This is a genomic window from Magnetospira sp. QH-2, from assembly GCF_000968135.1.
Lineage (GTDB): Bacteria > Pseudomonadota > Alphaproteobacteria > Rhodospirillales > Magnetospiraceae > Magnetospira.
This window is the reverse complement of record NZ_FO538765.1, coordinates 414,733-432,110: the sequence shown is the minus strand read 5'-3', so window position 1 is coordinate 432,110 and position 17,378 is coordinate 414,733. Positions and strand designations below refer to the sequence as shown.

The window sequence follows — 17,378 nt, the reverse complement described above, 5'->3', positions numbered from 1 at the left end:
GCTCCGGGTCCCCTTCGTCTAGAGGCCTAGGACACCGCCCTCTCACGGCGGCAACAGGGGTTCGAATCCCCTAGGGGACGCCAAGTTTTTCAAATAGTTAGCTCGCCACACGGCGGGTTTTTTTCGTTTGTACCCATAAAATACCCATAATCCGGGGTGGAAATGGGTGGATGATGATGGACAAAGGCGACACCGGAAGCACTGATATGGGGCAGGTATAGGCTCAAACCTACATGCCTCGCTTGGCTGCCTGGGCCTCCATCTCTGTTGAATGGAGAATTGGCAGTTAAGATAGCAAACGATAAATTACACTTCTCAAACTTATTTCCGCTTTGGCGTAAGTTTTCTGATCTATACATGAGCAAATATATTTAATCTCAATGGCTTAGGCGTTGTTCAGGACGGACTACTTCTCTGCTGCCGGATATGACTTGGATTGATCAAAAAATGCTCTAGTTCGTGAGCAACCTCGAGGGCCTGCTCTTTACGTGCCGACTGACAGGCGTCCCTGTACATGAGCGATAGTTCGTTGGTGCCCTCGGTGAAGTTGTCCAGGACCGAGAGCAGGTTGATCATGCTGTTGGTGAAAGCCTTCCACAGCTTCATGGCGACTGCCTCTTTTGACGTTGGAAAATTTCCAACTGCCGTCAGGCAGCCTGTGTAAAGGTATTTTAACCGGTTTTATGGGGGGCTGAGGGGGTGTCGGCGCGTCCTTGGTCTTGTCGTCGAGGTTGATAATTTTGGGGGCTTTTTGTGCAGATGAGAAACTACTAAAGGACATGTTGTTCACCATTCTTAGGAGTTGAGAGTTGGCTCTTGAGGGGATGGCCGTTTGACCGGCTGCACCTTAAGGACCTTCGGGGACTCAGACAGTTCCAGCTCTGCTTGTGTCCAGTTTGCGTCTTCATTGCCAGTGGGATGTCCTTCTTTTTCCCAGATCTGATAGGCTCTGTCTCGAATGCTTTCTTCATTTGTCTTAGACATTTGAATTCTCCAAATATTCATAGGTTTACGTGTCGGTTGATGGGGTAGGGGTTGCTCGCTTAGCCCCCCCTTGAGTCCTGCGGGTTTGGCGTTCATCTTGAATTCGAAGATGGCGCTCCCCAGTTTGGAACTGCCAATTAGGCAGCTAAAAGACTCGGAACAATTCCCTTGGTTGATGCACAGATTGATTCGGTCAAAAATAGACCGCGCCGTACACAGGTCACGCCCTTCCAGGGCGTTCATTCCAGCTTGAGCCATGGACCCACAGACAATTTGACAACTTTCCATATTCACACTCATGAAGATCCCCTCATCGAAAATCAAACAGATCGGCATAGGCGTTGTGCTGGCCCACAAGCGGGAAACCGGACAATTGGCTCGCCAAACTCTCAATCCTGCCGAGGCAGGAGCCATTGCCGCACTTGTCCCGATTGTGGCAACGTCGCAGTCGGTCGTAGATCTCGTAGGCGTCCCACTTATTTCCAGATAACATCTGGATGATGGCATCTGAATACAGATGACCACATGCCTCAACCCCGAGGTTGAAGCTCTCTACATGTAGGGGGGGGGTCATGCTGACTTTCATTGTGCAGGGATAATTTATATTATTGGAAATGGTTCCAATATATTTTCTACTGAACATTATAATGTGATGCCACATTATTTAAATAAATGCAATATATTTATTTTATGTTTTTTTGTGGCATTTAAGTTCCTAATATTTTTTATGTAATATTTAGAGTTTTTATTCTCTAAGGGTGCCAGGTTGCATAAATTGGATTCAAGTTGGAGGGCGGCTGTCAGAGTTGGCGTGGGTCTGTCCGCCTGATCTTCCATGAACGCCGCGCTTTGAGGGGATGAATCCGCCCAAACAGCAAAGGTTCACCACAAAAACCGCCCGATCAGAGCGATCGGCGGTGAGGATCATCACGCCCACTCACCAAACCGGGCCTTCAAAGCTCTTCAAAGCCGGAATGGGCCGGTTAATGCGGGTGTCCAGCTATGACGTAAAACACAACAAGCTGAAAGCGCGAAAGAAGCCCAGTTTGAAAGTTGATGTAGATAATGGGCGCTTGGTATCTGTTCCCGCAAATCAGCCAAAGCTGACTTTGCGAATGCTGATTTAATGCAGTCCTGCCACTATGGCGATGAAGTAATGCCCCCCCATCGCCGCACGGACGTGTTCCTTAAATCTTGGAACAGGAACCGATTTCCACAGTTGAAGACCCAACGAAACCATAGGTCTTTTTGAACTCATGGACCTGAGGATGGTCCAGCATTGGCATACCAAGGCCTTGTTCAAAGATGAACCTTTGGCTCAATTTGCGAAAATTAAAAATTCCAACACCTGCATCGCAGTGGATTCCTTCTTTACTGCTCCGACAAGCCTGAAGGTAACCCACGCCAAACATCGACCAGACATGACTGATTTGCGTCTTTGCCAAGTTTCCTGGATTACTAAGCTTTGGGTCATCCTTATCTTTTTCTGTCGCTGTTCTAAGAATGAATTTTGAATCAGTGCGAAAGATTTTGGGCACCCATTGTTCTTGTTCCCAATCAAAACCAACCGATTTTTCAGCGATGCATAACATAGAGTCCGCAAAAGCAGGCCAAGGCATCATCAAGACAGCTAGGCTCAGGACTCATAACCAGAAGATGACGGTTGCGGCGATGCAGATTGCGCTCATGAAGGTATGGGCGCAACGGTCGTAGCGGGTGGCGATACGCCGCCAGTCCTTGAGCCGACCGAACATGCGCTCGATCAAGTTTCGCTGCTTGTAGAGGGCTTTATCGTAAAGGATTTCCTCTTTGCGGTTCGAGCGACCTGGAATGCAGGGCTCGATGCCGAGATCAAGCAGGGCCTGGCGGAAACGGTCGCTGTCGTATCCCCTGTCGGCGATCAGGTCGTCGGCATCAGGGAATGCAGGGAGCATGGTGTCGGCGCCGCGATAGTCGCTGACTTGTCCTTCGGTCAGCAGCAGGATCAGGGGCTTTCCATCGGCATCGCAGGCGGCATGCAGTTTCGAATTCAGGCCGCCCTTGGTGCGCCCGATACGGCGGGGAACAGCCCCTTTTTGAGCAGGCTCGCCGCCGTCCTGTGGGCCTTGAGATGGGTGGCGTCGATCATCACCGTATGGGTGGCCGTGCTTTCGGCGGCCAGGGTGGCGAAGATCCGGTCGAACACTCCGGCCTCGCTCCAACGGACGAAGCGGTTGTACAGGGTCTTGTGCGGTCCATAGGCGACGGGCGCGTCACGCCACATCAAGCCGTGGCGAAGAACATGGATGATGCCGCTGATCACCCGCCGGTCATCGACGCGCGGGACGCCTCTTGTTTTGTTCGGCAGCAACGGTTGAAGGCGTTCGAATTGTTTGTCGGACAACCAGAAATGATGGCTCTGCATCGGCTTTCCCCTCCCTAAAATTCCAGGGAAGGGAATCATGTCCACCGACTATTGGGAATCCCTTTTATGGGTCCTGAGCCTAGAACCATCAGCATATTCATCTTCAGCTTCATTGGATTTCCCTTTCATCGTTCCACTAACATTATAGAATGATTTCTGCTCGTAATGTTACCCTTACGGCGTAAGACTTCCCATCGTCTCCCGGCACTGCTTCAACAGTTCAGATATTGCCCGCCGTCCCTCAATGGCCTCGGCAGTGTAGCGGCCATGCTTTAGGGCGTTCTGGCTATCTATTGGATTATGTTCGTCCGTCACCGTTAGAGCGCCGTGAACATGGGTCTTGTCGCCTCGGCTCACTTCGACGGTGAAGAAGTACATGACGCCGAGAAGGTTGTCGCGAAACCGACCGGCGATCTGCTTTTTGATGGAGGCTGGATCAGTGGCCAACTTGTCTTGCAGATAGTCCAAGAACATCACGCTGAAGACGTAGGGTGTACCTCCTAGATTCAGACCCCAAGTGCACCACCCAGGTATGCTGGGAATGCTATGGGACAGAGATATGCACACGTCAGCTTGGACGAAAGATGCGAGATTTACCGTCTGCATGCAGACGGTAAATCTCAACGGGCCATTGGGCGGTTGATGGGCCCGCTCGGCCTCGACCATTGGCCGGGAATTAGTACAAACCGGCTGCCCCGGGCCGGATACAAGCCGCCATGGCCGAGCGCATGGCCTGGGCGCGCAAACGCCGCCTGCCGAAGATCGAGCGCTTGAGCCCTCTGAAAACCCACATCCTGGATGCACTTGCTATGGAACAGAGCCCGGAGCAGATCGCCGGAAGGCTCAAGCTCGAAGGATCAGAGCATACCGTCAGCGCCGAGACAATCTATGCCTGGATCTACGGGCCCCACGGGCGGCGGCGGAAGCTCCACCGCCTGTTGCCGCAGGCCAAATCCCGTCGCGGACGACGGGCCCGAAAAGGGCGGCGCGATCCGCCGATCCCCGACCGGATGCCGATCCATATGCGCCCGACCAAGGCCCATCTGCGCGCCGAGCCGGGCCATTGGGAGGCCGATCTGGTGCATTTCCGCAAGCAACGGGCCTGTCTGCTCACCTGCATCGAGCGCCGGTCACGGCTGCTGCTCACCGCGCCCCTTCCAGACAAAACCGCCCGCACCACCGCCGAGGCGCTGGCCGGTTTGCTCAATCGGGCGCCCAAACGGGCTCGGAAAACCGTCACCCTGGACAACGGCGGCGAGTTCTACGACCACAAGAGCCTGCCTGTGCGCGCCTTCTTTTGCGATCCCCATTCCCCCTGGCAGTTCAAGTCTCTCCTCCGCTACCAATTGAATCTCAGTTTGGGGGAAACCGGTGGTCATAACCGGTTTCCCTTTATTTTTTGCCAAGGCCAAGCTGCTTGCCAAATCCCCGTGCAGGTCGATCGACAGAGCGTCTTCACGCTCGTTCGGCGTTGGTACAATCTTGGCAATCAGTGACCGAGTCCGCCCCTGGGCAAGGGTTATCTACCTGTTGCGGTTCAACAACTCGCTCAGTTCGTCGATCTCCCGGCGGTCGCGCTTCGTATGGACCTGCAAACACCACACTCGACCCGCTCGGGTCAGCAAGTAGCGCAGGTCTTTGTGACGCTGGAATGGCTTTGTCCTGGCGTCCAGAGTACCGTGCCGCTCTTGCACCCGTTGCCACACCCCGTCTTTGACGTCGCGTCATTCCAGTGCTTGGGGGTATGTATTCAGTTTGCGGGATTGTTATACAGGGACACCAGCATGCCGAATTTTACTTCTTTGTTGAGTATACCGGTGCTGCCGATGGATATGACCAGGATCAAATCGAAACGGGTCCAATATCTCCGCCTTATCATCGGCCAAAATTGTTTCAGGAAAAAGGCGAATACTCCAATCGACAAAATGTTATGGACAACGATGCTCAGTAGAGTAAAGACCATTCACAGCTTCAATCCCTCCAATAAAAACTGTATAATTTAAGGCCCTGTATTCGTTAGGTGTAGCGTTTGATGGGTCTGAGGGTCGATAGAAGCTTACTCGAAATCTTGGCCGTGGCGACGGCCTACGTCGTCACCGCACGGATCGGCCAGACCCTCGCCATTCCACCTGGCAATGTCACCGCCGTCTGGCTCCCATCGGGGATCATGTTCGCCTGGGCCATGATCAGGGGGCCCCGGATCTGGCCCGGCGTGTTCCTGGGAGCCTTTGCAGGCAATGCCTGGGCCTATCTCGACATGCAATCGCTCGCTACCCTTCTGGCCGCCCTTGGCTCGGCCAGCGCCAACGGACTGGGCGATGTGCTGTCCACGGTCGGGGCCGCCTGGGCGGTGCGGCGGCTCACCGGAACCACCCACCCGTTTGGCGAACTGAGCAACCTGCTGCATTTTTTCTGGATCGCGGTGGTCTTCGGGCAGTTCATCAGCGCCCTGTTCGGTGTCACCGGACTCGCCGTTGCAGGCTTCCTGCCCTGGGAAAACTACGCCTATACCTTCGTGACCTGGTGGACCGGCGATGCGGTCGGGGTGGTCGTCCTGGCCCCGCTGATTCTCAGTCTGGCCTTCCCCGGGGAAGGCGCAAACCGATGGGACAACCGAGGCGAAAGCCTGGCCGCCTTCTCCTTGCTGGTGCTTATCGCCGCCCTGGCCTTTGGCATGCGGGAAGACAACCCCTTCCATGGCTCTTTTGTCTTTGCCCTGATCCCGGTCACCCTATGGGCCGCCACGCGCTTGCAGGACTGGTTTGCGTTTTTCTGCGTGGCCGTGGTGGCCGCCTTCGCCATTGTCGCCACTTCCTTACGAACCGGCCCGTTTTTCAGCGACGACATCAATCTGGCCCTGATCCAGGTGCAATTCTTCATTGGTGTCATGTCGCTTTCGGTGATGACCCTGGCGGCGGGCCTGGCCGAGCGCAACCGGGCCCGTGACCAATTGGCCGAGGCCCGCGTGGATGAAGAGGCTCATCGTCAGGCCGTGGAATCCGAGAACCGCTTCCGCCGGGTCATGAACAGCCTGGATGCCGTTGTCTATGTGGCCGACATGGAGACCTATGAACTGCTGTTCCTGAACGACTCCGCCCGGCGCCTGTTTGGGGACGTGGAACGGCAGACCTGCTGGAAAGTTCTGCAACAGGGCCAGACCGGACCTTGTGATTTCTGTACCAACAAGTACTTGCTGAATGCGGATGGAACCCCCGCTCCCACCTATGTTTGGGAATTCCAGAACACCATTACCGGCAATTGGCTCGACTGCCGGGATCGTGCCATTGAATGGCTGGACGGTCGCTATGTGCGCATGGAAGTCGCCACCGACATCAGCCAAAAAAAGAAGACGGACCAAGACTTAAAAGAGAGCGAGGAAATGCTGAGCATGGTCCTGGCCAGCACCAGCGATGGTATCTATGCCATCGACACCGACGGGATCTGTACTCTGGCCAATCCCGCCGCGGCCCACCTCCTGGGATACGAAGGCCCGGAGAAGCTGGTCGGGCAGTCCATGCATGAACTCATCCACCATACGAATGCCGATGGCGCCCTCATGCGGAAATCCGACTGCCATGCTCTGCGGGCGGTACGCGAAGGGCGCTCCATCACCATCGAAAACGAGGTGTTTTGGAAAGCCGACGGCACGCCCTTGCGGGTCCGTTACGCGGTCCAACCCATCAAAAAAGATGACGCAATTATCGGCGGTGTCACTTCTTTCACCGACATTACCGAGCGCATCGAGGCCGAGAAGACGGTCCGCCAAGCCCAAAAAATGGAAGCCGTGGGCAATTTGGCCGGCGGCATCGCCCATGACGTGAACAACATGCTGCTGCCGATCATCGCCCTGACCGGCCTGACCCTCAAGCAACTCCCCAATGACAGCCGCGACAAGGCGCGCCTGGCAAAGGTGATCGAGGCCGCCAATATCGCCAAGAAGCTGATTTCCCAGATCCTGGCATTCAGCCGACGGGACGACCAGGAATCGGAGTTCAAGGTGATTGCGGTCAACGACCTGGTTCGAGACACCGTGAAGCTGCTGCAATCGACCCTGCCATCGACAGTCACGGTTCAGGCGGACCTGGATCCCGACAACAGTCTGATCGAGGCCGATGTCTCGCAGTTGGAAACGGTACTGATCAATCTGGCCACCAATGCCGTGGATGCCATAGCGGGTAATGTGGGAGAAATCAGATTCAATGTGAACTCCATGACCATGGGGCCGGAACACCACAGCCGCACAACGGACCTGTCCCCGGGTAACTACGTCCGGATTGCCGTATCCGATAACGGTTGCGGCATGTCCGAAGAGATCCTGCAGCGCCTGTTCGATCCCTTCTTCACCACCAAGGCAGTGGGTGAAGGCACCGGCCTTGGCCTATCCATGGCTTATGGGGTCATCGCCAAACACGGTGGGGCTATTACAGTGGAAAGTGAAGTCGGCAAGGGGGCGATTTTTGATATACTAATTCCGAGAACAACAAAAACCGGCGAATAGAGGACAACCATGGCAACCATCTTAGTCATCGACGATGAAGAACTGGCCCGTTTCACCATTCAAGAGATTCTCGAGAGCGAAGGCCATGTGGTTCTCGAAGCCGCCAACGGAGAAGAAGGCCTGGCGGTGTTCCGTGACAACAAAGTGGATCTGGTGATCACCGATATCATCATGCCGCGCAAGGAAGGCATCGAGACCATCTCCGAACTCAAGGCGGATGCCCCCAACCTGCCGGTAATTGCCATTTCAGGCGGTGGGCGGACCCGCAACCTGGACTTCCTGGAATTATCCAAGGAATACGGCGCCACCAGCGTCGTGGTGAAGCCCTTCACCGACGAGGACCTGATGGCCGTGGTCAACGAACTACTGTAGTACCAAGCTCAACGATCCAGCCGTTTCTTGTAGGGATCGCGGATATCGTAGACTTCGATATCCCGGGCCGCGTCGGCCACGTTGGCGATGGCATAGCCGTCCACATAGTCGAACCCGGCGCAGACCGCCGCCGTGCTCTGGGCCAGTGATCCGATCCCATGCACGTAGGTATGCAGGTCGTTTTCCGCCGCGACGGAAACGAAGGCATCGAATTCCTGAATAATCGTGTCTTCGGAATGGCCCCCCACGCTCAGGTCGATGCCGACTCCATGCAGGCCCGCCTCGCGATGGAACGGCAGCTTGACCACGCCGCGCCGGACCCGTCCCATCACCGCACGGCACAGGGGCCGCACCGCCTGGGTAATTTCCTGAAGATGGGAAAAGGGAATGCCTTCGGGCAGTCCGACGATTTCCAGCACCACATGTTTCCTGTTCTTGTCCAGGTGCTCCCGGCAGGTCTTGATGAAGGCAATGCGGGCCTGTGGCTGGAACAGGGTCTCGTAGTGCACCGGCATGGTCAGCAACGGCGCCATATTCTTTTGCGCCAGGGACTTGAATTCCTGGCTCAACCGTTTGGCGGTGGCATTGTCCAAAAACGCGATCTGTTTCGGGTCGCTGGGCTTGGGCAGGACGTTGTAGCCGCAGCGGAAACTGGAATTCTCGCTGGTAATGGCGGGTACACAAAGATAGGTCGTGATGACCTTGCGTTTGACGTACCACATGGGCCGGAACATGAAGCCGATCTTTCCCTCGTCTTCCGCCACATGATCCAGACCGGGAAACAGTTGGGCACCGCCGCGAGCCTTGGCCGTTGCGGATGGCTTGGTCTCCTCGATGGCACTTTTGTCGACTTCGTAATCCTCGACCTTGATTTCATCGTTTTCGTCCAGGGTCAGGGATTTGACCAGTCCCGCGTTCTCGTGCCAGGACAGCCCCAGCACCCGCTGCCCCACTTCCTGTGCCACCAAGGCCAATTTCAGCCGGGCACGGGCGGAATCCGTGGTGGCGAAGGCGACTAGATAATGGGTCGGGTCCTGCTTCATGAAAACATCGGAAGCGGACAGCCGCAGATCTAGAATACTGACCACGATCCGGTCGATGCTCTTGGCGATCTTGTCCCACTTCTCGCCCAGGTCCTCTTTCACCGCCGAGAGATCGAGCTGAAAGATCCGCCCTTCCATGACCGCGCGGTGGCTGGCCAGCAGCGATTTGAGTTGCTGAATGAAGGCGTCCTTGGATTTTGTCTGTGCCATGGCCTCGCCCTTATTTCCACCACTCGTCACGAGAGTTTTGACAGGAATGGTCAATCCAATGGATAATATACACGAAATTGCGGAGGAACCGATGATTTCAATGAAAGCGCCATGATGGACGCCTTCCGTCAGTCGGAACAGATGCCCGCCCTGTGGGCCGCCTTCGATGTCATTGGCGACGTTGTGATGATCCTCGCCAGCGATGGAACTATTCGCTACGCCAACAAGGCTGCACAGGAGTCGCTACTGATCGATTCCTCGGAACTGGTCGGTCGCCAACTCTGGCACTTCATGGCGGGCGCCCAAGGCAAGAGCATGCGTGACAACCTCCCTTTGGCTGGCGATCCGCGCGAACAGATCCACGGAACTGGCGAGTGGGTTTCCAAATACGGGACCGAGCGGACACTGCATTGGAAAATTCGTCTCCTGTCGGCGGAAGACGGGTCGGATTCCCCCTTGCTCTTTACCGGTACCGACATCACCGACCTTGATCGCGCCCGGGCGGAATTCCAACGCTCCCAAGAAGCCACCAACGAGGCTTTGGTGCAGACGGTGCGGGCTCTGGCCCGAACCATAGAGAGCCGTGACCCCTACACCGCCGGTCATCAATCCCGGGTCGCCGAACTGTCCCTGGCCATCGGGCGCGAGATGGGTCTTGCGCAGGACCGCCTGACCGGATTGGAGATGGGGGCGATGATTCACGACATCGGTAAAATCCATATCCCTGCGGAAATTCTCACCCGGCCTGGCAGAATCAGCAGCCAGGAATACGAGCTTCTGAAAACTCACACATCCGCCGGAGCCACCATCCTGCGCGACGTTCCCCTGCCCTGGCCGGTGATGGACATGGTTCGACAACATCATGAGCGGCTGGACGGCAGCGGCTATCCCTTGGGCATGAAAGAGCCGGACCTCTTGCTGGAATCGAAGATCATCGCAGTGGCCGACGTGGCCGAGGCGATCACCGGACACCGCCCTTACCGGGCAGCCCTGGGGATCGAGACCGCTCTGAAGGTTCTCAACGAGGGGCGCGGCAGCGGTTTCGACGACGATGTGGTCGGCGTTTGCGTAATGCTGTTCCGCCAGCACGACTTCGAATGGACAACGGCTTTTGCGGAGACGGCCAAATGACCATGATCGACTGGAATCCCGATTTTGAACTAGGCGACGACCTGATCGACAGCCAACACCGGCAACTGCTCGATCTGGCAAATTTCCTGATCGATGCGGTGGACCAGCACAAGGAGGAACAGATCCTCAAACAGGCCTTCGACGCCCTGTTGCTGTATACCCAGCAGCACTTCAAGGACGAGGAACTCCTGTTCGAACAACGCGGCTGTTCCAAGCTTGAGGAACACAGGAAACAGCACCACGTGCTCGAGGGCGAAGTACGGGCCCTGTGGCGGGAGGATCTTCTGGGCTTTGTCGATGAGATGGGCCAGACCCTGGAAACCTGGGTGCTGAACCGCCTCATCCCGCATATGACAGGCGAAGATCAGGAAGCCCACGTGGCCTGCCGCTACATTTAGGAATCGTCCGCCAAGGGCAGATAGACGATGAATTCAGCACCCTGGCCCGACTCACTTTCAACGTGGACGGCCCCCATGTGATGGCTGACGATACCATGGACGGTGGCCAACCCAAGACCGGTTCCCGCTCCAACTTCCTTGGTGGTGAAAAACGGATCGAAGATGCGGTCGATGTACTCCGGCCCAATGCCCTTGCCCGAATCCTTGATGCTCAGGCGGGCATAAACCCCCGAGCTCAGGTCATGGACCGTGCCCGTGGCGGACTTGGTGACGGTTTCTCGGGCCAAGGAGATTGCAAGGATTCCAGGGCGTCCCTCCATGGCATCCACGCCGTTGCTGGCCAGATCCAGCACCATGGTCGTTAGCTGGCTGAGGTCACCCATGACCTGCCCCACATCCGGCGCAACGCTCAATTTCAGATCCACCGTGGTCGGCAGGGTCGAGCCCAGGAGATCCATGGCGTTGAGCAGCATGGTATTGAGATCGATGCGCTCCTCCTTGAAGCCGCCCTCTTCCTTTCGGCTGAAGGACAGAATGCGCGTGACCAGGGTTGTCGCCCGATCGGTGGCTTGACGGATTTTTTCCATCCGCAAGGCATTGCGGTCGGTCTCATCGGGCTGTTTGAGCATCAGCGCGGTCAGGGATCGGATTGGCAGCAACATGTTGTTGAGATCATGGGCGATGCCCCCGGCCAGATTACCCAGGGCCTCCATTTTCTGAGCCTGACGCAGTTGTTCCTCGGCCCGCTCCCGGTCGGTAACATCCGTCACGAATCCTTCAATGACTTCCAGGGATCCATCATTCCGATAGATCCCCCGGCCTTTTTCCCAGACCCATTTCTGCTGCCCGGAAGCGGTCTTAATCCTGTAGGAAATCTGGAAGGGTTCCTTATGCGCCAGGGCGGATAGAATCGTGGCCCGGACCAGAACCCGATCGCCGGGATCAAGCAGGTCGCTGTATTCTTGAGTACCATGGCCGACCAGTTCCATCAGCCCATATCCCGTCAATTCCTTTGCCCCACGACTGACCAGACGCATCTCCTTGTGAGCCGGCTCCAGGCACCGATAGGCCATCCCCGGCATGTTGCTGAGCAGGGTGTCCAAGGTTCGCTGGCTTTCGCTGAGGGCGGCTTCCGCCAGCAGCTTATGGCGATACTCCCGCCGCAGAGTCATATGCAAATTGAGAATCCACAGGGCGATCAGGCCCACCAGCAGAACCGTGAAACCGGCGAACAGAATGGTTCGGTAATAGATTTCCTGTTCGATCATCGGGTTGCGATCGTACAGGAAACCGTCAAGATCGAAGTCCTTGGGGATGATTCCCAGCCCCGCATAGGTTTCGGCGATATGGGTCCAACGCCCTGGGTTCATATCGCCGATTGGCACGAGGTCCGGTGCCGCCAGCTTTCGCAGCTCGCGGCCTTCGAATTTCAGGTGGTCCAGCGGCTTTTCCGGTGCGTACTTGCGATGAACGAATTCCGCCACCTCGTCGACGTTATCGAAGGCATAGGCCCATCCCTTCAAGCTCGCGTCGAGGAAGGCGTTGACCAGATCCGGGTCCTCGTCGATCAACGTCTGCGATGTGAACAGCACGTCACCGTAAAACTGAATGCCCGCCATTTCCGGTCCGATGGTGCGCGGCCAGATGCCTTGCTGGGCCATGGCCCAGGGACCGTTGCTGCTATAGGAAGCGATGGCATCGAAACGACCGTCGATCACGTCTTGAACATCAAAGGTGGTGGGATGAATATCCAAACCATCGATATCAATCCCTTCCTGGGAAAAAGCCGCCAACAGCTCCGGTGTACGGGTCGGGGGATGCAGCATTATCAGCCGCTTGGCGGCCAGGTCCTGGATGGTATGGATCCCGCTATCGCCCCGAACCAACCACACCAAAGGTGATTTCTGCAAGATCGCTGCCAGGGCCACCACCGGTTCGCCGTCGGTGCGGTTTTTAACCAGCCCTGTCCCATCGGTACCGAACAGCGCGGCCCCGGAAAGGATCTCGCGCACCGGTCCCGGTTTCCCCGGTCCACCGGGATGGAAGAGGACGTTCAGACCGGCCTCGCGGTAATAGCCCTTCTCCGCCGCCATGTAGTACCCGGCGAACTGGAACTGGTGCAGCCAGCGCAGTTGCAGGACCACATCACGCAAAGCCTCGGCGGATAAACCTGCCCCCGGAGCAAGGAATACTGCGATGGAAATAAGCCACGGAATGAGGCGGTGGGCGATCAAGTCCATGGGGCATTATCCTACTAAGGGCCAACCTATGACCATATTGTACGCCACACACACGCGTTTTGAAATCAGGCAGAATGGAGCCAGTAAAGAGCAACCAATCATGATCTCCCGACACGCGGAAGGTGACCGTGAGTGGGTCATGGATGACCTGGGACTCTGAATCTGGAAAGCCTACCTGCGCCCCTCAGCCACAGATCGAGCCCTGTTGCGAGCGTGCCTTTTATCAAGCTCAACGACTAAATCAACGTTCTGGGCTGCTCTAGCAAATAACGCTTGTGCGATCCGGTGGTCACCGCTCTGAGGCGGATTGGCATCCAGGAACGCCTGCGCTTCCTCGGGGGTCGAATACCAAGCTTCGCCCGTCCACTTCTTGGTGCCCGCATAAACACGAAAACCGGCGCTGTTTCGATGTCAGGTTATCCATGCCACTGATTCTATCAGAGGTCTTCGTCTTGATTTTTGACATGTCAAATACTGTCCCGCTTATCCGCCCAATCCCGAAGAGCTTGAACAACGGCCTTTTGGACTTCCTCTTTTCTCAGCATTCTCCAATCTGGGATCATCGTCTCTCCGTCCAGCAGGCCGGAATCAATCAACGAGTCCACCAGGTCCAGAGAGACCGGAACGCGCAGCATCTGAATACCGGCCTTGCGGCGGTGGTAGCTTTCATTCTGTCTGCTCATGCCCCGTTCTCCTTGGGCCTCTTGGCTGGCAAGAACACCGCCGCCGCATGTTCTGGACACCAGGACCTACCCGGTACCCCGCCAGTGCCGTTGACATCAGCGCCGCGTCAATCGAAGGATCCTTGATCTCTGGCACCCAGTAGCGAAAGAGACGATTCAGGGACGGGTGCGGGTAGATGGTCGCGCTCATTGGACCACCTCCCCGGAGTCAACCGGTTGTTGACGCGGACCGGGCGGATTTTCGGCCTGCGTGGGGACCGTGACAAACGTGACGGAATTTGTGTTCTGTAGAGAAGTAGGCTTAGAGCTAGAAAAAGGGGGTTTATGCTTTTTATCTACCCGCGCGCAATCGAGATTGTCACGTTTTTCCACTCCCTGGTGTCCTTGACAGCGCCGGATCAACTCAAGGGATGCGCGGCGGCGCTCGGCCTCTTCGGCGGATTTCGTGACAAACGTGACGAAAACAGCGTCGTTTACCCTCCAAGCCTTGTTGCCGCCGTACGGCGATTCCGGCTCCAGCCACCCCCCGGCAACCAGCGGTCCGACGGCGCGGGCGACTTCAAACAGGTCCATGCCACGGCAGGCGCGGACATTGCGGGTGGGCGCTCCTGAAGCCTTACCGGCATGAAGCCTACAACGGCGCTTGCCGACCATTGCTGGGGCTTGGCAGGGCGTCCCGCGTCGTGTCTTGGCTCCGCACCTGGGGGCCTGGTTCATGGGGTGATTTTTCATGTTTTTCATTTACCCCGCTCCCCCGTTCCTCCACTGAATTTTTATGCCATCGCACACCTCACGTTGTTCCCGCATAGCTTGATTAAAGGCCTTAACAGCTTCCCGCCATATCAGCCAATGCCCACCTCGGTAGGCATTTTGGGCGACCTTAGCCTTTCCTTGTGGCGTTTTAGGTCCGCTTGATTTTTCCCACGGTCGCCATTTCCTGATTGCTTCTGCCTGCCGCGCACGCCGTTCCGGGGTCCATCCGTTCGCCATCGCCCGATTTCTCCAATAGTTTGCTTTGCTCAGTTTCAAATTGTTCCGCGCGCGCGGGGCCACGCCGGTCCGTCGAAACACCATTGTTCACCTGTTGCGGCCCATGGGCGATGTTGGCTTGTTTTACGAATGCCACCGGGTGCGGGTTCTTGATTTCCGCCAAGGCTTGCAGTGTGGTTCGGCATTGACCTTGGGCCTTCAGCGCAAGGCGCATGTATGTTTCCGCCGCCGAAAGATGCTGCCCCATATTCAAGGCTGATCGCCTCGCCATCTCATGGAAAATGGCGTCCAACGCCACTGCCTGAGCGGCAAGAGTAGCTTCAGCCTCAGATAGATCGCCAGAACGCACAGCGACGCCCTTATCCTTCATAGCCTCAACACACTCGGTCAGATCAAGCGGTCCCATTCCAACTTGCGTAAAAATCCGTGCCGTGATCGCGCTTAATGTTTCGGGTGATGTGCTGACCTCAGCTGAAACCCGCTGACGGCTTTTTCCGGGCTGCTCCGGTATCCTAAGAACGCCAAGGCACTCCTCAGAATTGACTTTTTTCTTCGCCATCAACTTAACTCCCAATGCATGACGCGCCCCGGTTCCGGGGTAACTTCAACCGGCGGAATGCTATCCCCAATATTCCCAATATCCTCAAAACCCCCAACCCCTCCGAATTTTGGGGATTGTGGGAATATTGGGGATGGGGTTTGGCCGCCGGAGCGGCCCCCATGATGCTGCGCCAGCTCATCGCCAGCCCTCCGCAATGTCGGGGCGAACCATTACGGAAGGCGATGGCGGGCGGCCCGGCCCGGCCTTGGGCGGCTCGATGATTTCCAAATATCCGCGCTCCGCCAGCGCGTCGAAGGCTTCCCGAAGATCGGCCACGCGGGGGAAGCTCCCCTTCAAAGCCTGATAGGCCTCTCGCTGGCTGAAGCGCGCCCTACGACCCCCCTCAACCCATTCCCAGGCCCGACGGGCTTTGGAAATGCTTTCATCGGCTCCCATCAGGTCCAGCGCATGGCGGGAGTGTTGGGCAATAACCGCCATGATTTCCAAGGCGCGGCCCATAGTAGATTCGGAGATTTCTTCCGCCCAAGGTCTGCCGCTGGCATGCTCTATGACGTGAAGAACGCCAGCCATGCGGGCAGCGGCTCCGGGGCACTTGCCCGCCCAATCGGTCGCGCCCTCGAACTCTCCGCCCGGCTTCATTGTTTCTTCGATGTTGCGGGCGAACTCCAGCCACTCCTGATAGGCGGCGGCAGATAGGTGCAGCACATGGGGCACGTCATCACCATCGGCACCAACAGCGGGCGGCATGTCGAGTATTGCCCGAAGGCCCGCCTCATACGCCGATTCCACGTAGGTGGGGAGAGACGGGGCTTCAAGGTTGCGGTAGCCCAGCGGCGAGGGCGGCAGAAGGTAGAGGAAGCGGCCCAACAGTCCACGGCCACGAAAGCCCGGTTTGGACGCCAGCCCATGCAATACGCTAGGCTGCGGCGACAGGCCAACGGTGAGCAGCGGGCTATGGAGGAATACCGGCGGACGGCTTCCACGGTCCACCCTCTCGGCATCGCCGCTGTGGGCCTTCAAAACCAAATCCAAATTCGGAATCCCGCCAGAATAGCGCCCGGCCAACAGCTCGAAAATTCCACCTTCAGACGACAGCCAGGCCATCCGCTCGCCATTGTCCGCAAGGATCGTGCCCAGCCGTTCCGGTGTGGCGTCGGAAGTCCACAGCTGTGGCGGCCTTGGTATTTCCGGCATATCGGCTTCAATCGCGGCGGCCTCCCGCTGCAATTTCTCCCGCTCGATGCCGTCATCTTCCTTGGCGGCCCGCTGCCTAAGGTGATTGACGCGCGCGGTCAGGCTGGCAATTTCGGAGGTTACGCGCTTGATCTCATCGGCCATGGCTTCGGCCCGTTCCCGCTCCCACGCCAGCAGCGGCGCGGCGGCGGCACCTTGGACAGCGGACTTGCGATTTCCAGGCGGCAGGGCGGCGGCAATCCACAGATTACTCGGCTCGAAATAATCAGGCCGTACCATGACGCTGAACCAGCGTGAGGCCGCGACGGAACAGGCAGCCAACACCATAGCGACCGCCAGTTCCGGGGGGGTCTCGGTCGCTTTCGCAAGGGCCGAAGCATAGGCCCCGGCCCAGCCCGGCAAGGCACCTTCCGGCATCCTGGGCAGGGTCGGAACGCCAAGGGGCACAAGGTCAGGCCAAGGAGATTCATTATCCAAGCGTGCCTTGGTTTCACACTTGCTGTAACAGCGGTCAATTTCCTGCCGCAGACGCCCAGCATATTTTTGGGCAATGCCGTTCGGGTATTGGGTAAGCAAATCTTCAATGCCGTCCGGCGTGTAAGCTAAATCCTTAAGCCATCCAATTGCATGATGGAAATGTTCGCTTCGGTCATGCGTATTCTCCTCGAC

At 57.1% G+C, this 17,378-nt stretch carries 18 protein-coding genes and 1 tRNA gene; 7 read left to right on the top strand and 12 right to left on the bottom strand.

Features of this window, described 5'->3' with window-relative positions:
• Positions 1-7 precede the first annotated feature (7 nt).
• Positions 8-83: transfer RNA gene (locus tag MGMAQ_RS02250), tRNA-Glu, on the top strand.
• 313 nt (positions 84-396) lie between these two features.
• Here the strand turns inward: MGMAQ_RS02250 and MGMAQ_RS02245 are convergent.
• The 5 genes from MGMAQ_RS02245 to MGMAQ_RS02215 form a co-directional block, all read right to left on the bottom strand.
• Positions 397-606, bottom strand: a complete 210-nt coding sequence (locus MGMAQ_RS02245) for a hypothetical protein (protein WP_046020254.1) — start codon at positions 604-606, stop codon at positions 397-399.
• Between the two features lie 189 nt (positions 607-795).
• On the bottom strand, positions 796-1,284 hold the full coding sequence (locus MGMAQ_RS02240; protein ID WP_046020253.1) for a DUF2934 domain-containing protein: 489 nt from the start codon (positions 1,282-1,284) through the stop codon (positions 796-798).
• 887 nt (positions 1,285-2,171) lie between these two features.
• Positions 2,172-2,609: a hypothetical protein gene (locus MGMAQ_RS20195; protein ID WP_148560805.1), complete on the bottom strand. Its 438-nt coding sequence runs from the start codon at positions 2,607-2,609 to the stop codon at positions 2,172-2,174.
• A gap of 18 nt (positions 2,610-2,627) precedes the next feature.
• A protein-coding gene (locus MGMAQ_RS20190) for an IS5 family transposase (protein ID WP_148560766.1) occupies positions 2,628-3,388 on the bottom strand; the annotation gives its coding sequence in 2 pieces (ribosomal slippage) (positions 2,628-3,065 and positions 3,068-3,388; 759 coding nt in all).
• Between the two features lie 174 nt (positions 3,389-3,562).
• The gene (locus tag MGMAQ_RS02215) at positions 3,563-3,856 is read right to left on the bottom strand and encodes a hypothetical protein (protein ID WP_148560804.1); all 294 of its coding nucleotides are present in this window, start codon (positions 3,854-3,856) and stop codon (positions 3,563-3,565) included.
• Positions 3,857-3,934: 78 nt separating this feature from the next.
• Here MGMAQ_RS02215 and MGMAQ_RS21580 point away from each other — a divergent pair, with 78 nt between their 5' ends.
• Positions 3,935-4,162 (top strand): helix-turn-helix domain-containing protein, encoded by a 228-nt coding sequence (locus tag MGMAQ_RS21580; RefSeq protein ID WP_082085213.1) that lies wholly within the window; start codon positions 3,935-3,937, stop codon positions 4,160-4,162.
• Positions 4,105-4,884, top strand: a complete 780-nt coding sequence (locus MGMAQ_RS02210) for an IS30 family transposase (protein WP_046020249.1) — start codon at positions 4,105-4,107, stop codon at positions 4,882-4,884. The genes MGMAQ_RS21580 and MGMAQ_RS02210 overlap by 58 nt, the downstream gene beginning before the upstream one ends.
• Positions 4,885-4,911: 27 nt before the next feature.
• Here MGMAQ_RS02210 and MGMAQ_RS20905 read toward each other — a convergent pair whose 3' ends face one another.
• Positions 4,912-5,082: a hypothetical protein gene (locus MGMAQ_RS20905; protein WP_158498749.1), complete on the bottom strand. Its 171-nt coding sequence runs from the start codon at positions 5,080-5,082 to the stop codon at positions 4,912-4,914.
• Positions 5,083-5,462: 380 nt separating this feature from the next.
• Here MGMAQ_RS20905 and MGMAQ_RS02200 point away from each other — a divergent pair, with 380 nt between their 5' ends.
• Both MGMAQ_RS02200 and MGMAQ_RS02195 read left to right on the top strand, forming a co-directional pair.
• Complete coding sequence (locus tag MGMAQ_RS02200; protein WP_158498748.1) at positions 5,463-7,886, top strand: MASE1 domain-containing protein; 2,424 nt, start codon at positions 5,463-5,465, stop codon at positions 7,884-7,886.
• A 9-nt stretch (positions 7,887-7,895) separates the two neighbouring features.
• Positions 7,896-8,258: a response regulator gene (locus MGMAQ_RS02195; protein ID WP_046020246.1), complete on the top strand. Its 363-nt coding sequence runs from the start codon at positions 7,896-7,898 to the stop codon at positions 8,256-8,258.
• Positions 8,259-8,266: 8 nt separating this feature from the next.
• Here the strand turns inward: MGMAQ_RS02195 and MGMAQ_RS02190 are convergent, their stop codons facing one another.
• Complete coding sequence (locus MGMAQ_RS02190) at positions 8,267-9,511, bottom strand: hypothetical protein (RefSeq protein WP_046020245.1); 1,245 nt, start codon at positions 9,509-9,511, stop codon at positions 8,267-8,269.
• 111 nt (positions 9,512-9,622) lie between these two features.
• On the opposite strand from MGMAQ_RS02190, the gene MGMAQ_RS19200 reads away from it, so the two are divergent.
• Both MGMAQ_RS19200 and MGMAQ_RS02180 read left to right on the top strand, forming a co-directional pair.
• Positions 9,623-10,642 (top strand): HD domain-containing phosphohydrolase, encoded by a 1,020-nt coding sequence (locus MGMAQ_RS19200; RefSeq protein ID WP_052716055.1) that lies wholly within the window; start codon positions 9,623-9,625, stop codon positions 10,640-10,642.
• The gene (locus MGMAQ_RS02180) at positions 10,639-11,040 is read left to right on the top strand and encodes a bacteriohemerythrin (RefSeq protein ID WP_046020244.1); all 402 of its coding nucleotides are present in this window, start codon (positions 10,639-10,641) and stop codon (positions 11,038-11,040) included. The genes MGMAQ_RS19200 and MGMAQ_RS02180 overlap by 4 nt, the downstream gene beginning before the upstream one ends.
• On the opposite strand, the gene MGMAQ_RS19195 is transcribed toward MGMAQ_RS02180, so the two are convergent.
• The 5 genes from MGMAQ_RS19195 to MGMAQ_RS02155 all read right to left on the bottom strand — a co-directional run bounded on the left by MGMAQ_RS19195 (position 11,037) and on the right by MGMAQ_RS02155 (position 17,126).
• A complete protein-coding gene (locus MGMAQ_RS19195) occupies positions 11,037-13,280 on the bottom strand; it encodes an ABC transporter substrate-binding protein (protein ID WP_052716054.1) in 2,244 nt (747 codons plus the stop codon). The two genes, MGMAQ_RS02180 and MGMAQ_RS19195, sit on opposite strands and share 4 nt — an antisense overlap.
• Before the next feature lie 467 nt (positions 13,281-13,747).
• The gene (locus MGMAQ_RS02170) at positions 13,748-13,963 is read right to left on the bottom strand and encodes a hypothetical protein (RefSeq protein WP_046020243.1); all 216 of its coding nucleotides are present in this window, start codon (positions 13,961-13,963) and stop codon (positions 13,748-13,750) included.
• 186 nt (positions 13,964-14,149) lie between these two features.
• Positions 14,150-14,704 (bottom strand): HGGxSTG domain-containing protein, encoded by a 555-nt coding sequence (locus tag MGMAQ_RS20605; RefSeq protein ID WP_148560803.1) that lies wholly within the window; start codon positions 14,702-14,704, stop codon positions 14,150-14,152.
• A gap of 160 nt (positions 14,705-14,864) precedes the next feature.
• Positions 14,865-15,512 carry a hypothetical protein gene (locus MGMAQ_RS20600; RefSeq protein WP_052716053.1) on the bottom strand — a complete coding sequence of 216 codons (648 nt, stop codon included), beginning with the start codon at positions 15,510-15,512 and terminating at the stop codon, positions 14,865-14,867.
• A gap of 177 nt (positions 15,513-15,689) precedes the next feature.
• Positions 15,690-17,126: a YfjI family protein gene (locus MGMAQ_RS02155; RefSeq protein ID WP_082085552.1), complete on the bottom strand. Its 1,437-nt coding sequence runs from the start codon at positions 17,124-17,126 to the stop codon at positions 15,690-15,692.
• Between the last annotated feature and the right edge of the window lie 252 nt (positions 17,127-17,378).

What these genes read in the sequence shown, in the direction of transcription:
- MGMAQ_RS02245 (WP_046020254.1), bottom strand. Translation starts at nt 606, where the DNA reads ATGAAGCTGTGGAAGGCTTTCACCAACAGCATGATCAACCTGCTCTCG.
- MGMAQ_RS02190 (WP_046020245.1), bottom strand. Translation starts at nt 9,511, where the DNA reads ATGGCACAGACAAAATCCAAGGACGCCTTCATTCAGCAACTCAAATCG.
- MGMAQ_RS20600 (WP_052716053.1), bottom strand. Translation starts at nt 15,512, where the DNA reads ATGGCGAAGAAAAAAGTCAATTCTGAGGAGTGCCTTGGCGTTCTTAGG.
- MGMAQ_RS02155 (WP_082085552.1), bottom strand. Translation starts at nt 17,126, where the DNA reads ATGCCGGAAGGTGCCTTGCCGGGCTGGGCCGGGGCCTATGCTTCGGCC.
- MGMAQ_RS02240 (WP_046020253.1), bottom strand. Translation starts at nt 1,284, where the DNA reads ATGAGTGTGAATATGGAAAGTTGTCAAATTGTCTGTGGGTCCATGGCT.
- MGMAQ_RS19200 (WP_052716055.1), top strand. Translation starts at nt 9,623, where the DNA reads ATGATGGACGCCTTCCGTCAGTCGGAACAGATGCCCGCCCTGTGGGCC.
- MGMAQ_RS02170 (WP_046020243.1), bottom strand. Translation starts at nt 13,963, where the DNA reads ATGAGCAGACAGAATGAAAGCTACCACCGCCGCAAGGCCGGTATTCAG.
- MGMAQ_RS21580 (WP_082085213.1), top strand. Translation starts at nt 3,935, where the DNA reads ATGGGACAGAGATATGCACACGTCAGCTTGGACGAAAGATGCGAGATT.
- MGMAQ_RS19195 (WP_052716054.1), bottom strand. Translation starts at nt 13,280, where the DNA reads ATGGACTTGATCGCCCACCGCCTCATTCCGTGGCTTATTTCCATCGCA.
- MGMAQ_RS02195 (WP_046020246.1), top strand. Translation starts at nt 7,896, where the DNA reads ATGGCAACCATCTTAGTCATCGACGATGAAGAACTGGCCCGTTTCACC.
- MGMAQ_RS02210 (WP_046020249.1), top strand. Translation starts at nt 4,105, where the DNA reads ATGGCCGAGCGCATGGCCTGGGCGCGCAAACGCCGCCTGCCGAAGATC.
- MGMAQ_RS02180 (WP_046020244.1), top strand. Translation starts at nt 10,639, where the DNA reads ATGACCATGATCGACTGGAATCCCGATTTTGAACTAGGCGACGACCTG.
- MGMAQ_RS20605 (WP_148560803.1), bottom strand. Translation starts at nt 14,704, where the DNA reads ATGAAAAACATGAAAAATCACCCCATGAACCAGGCCCCCAGGTGCGGA.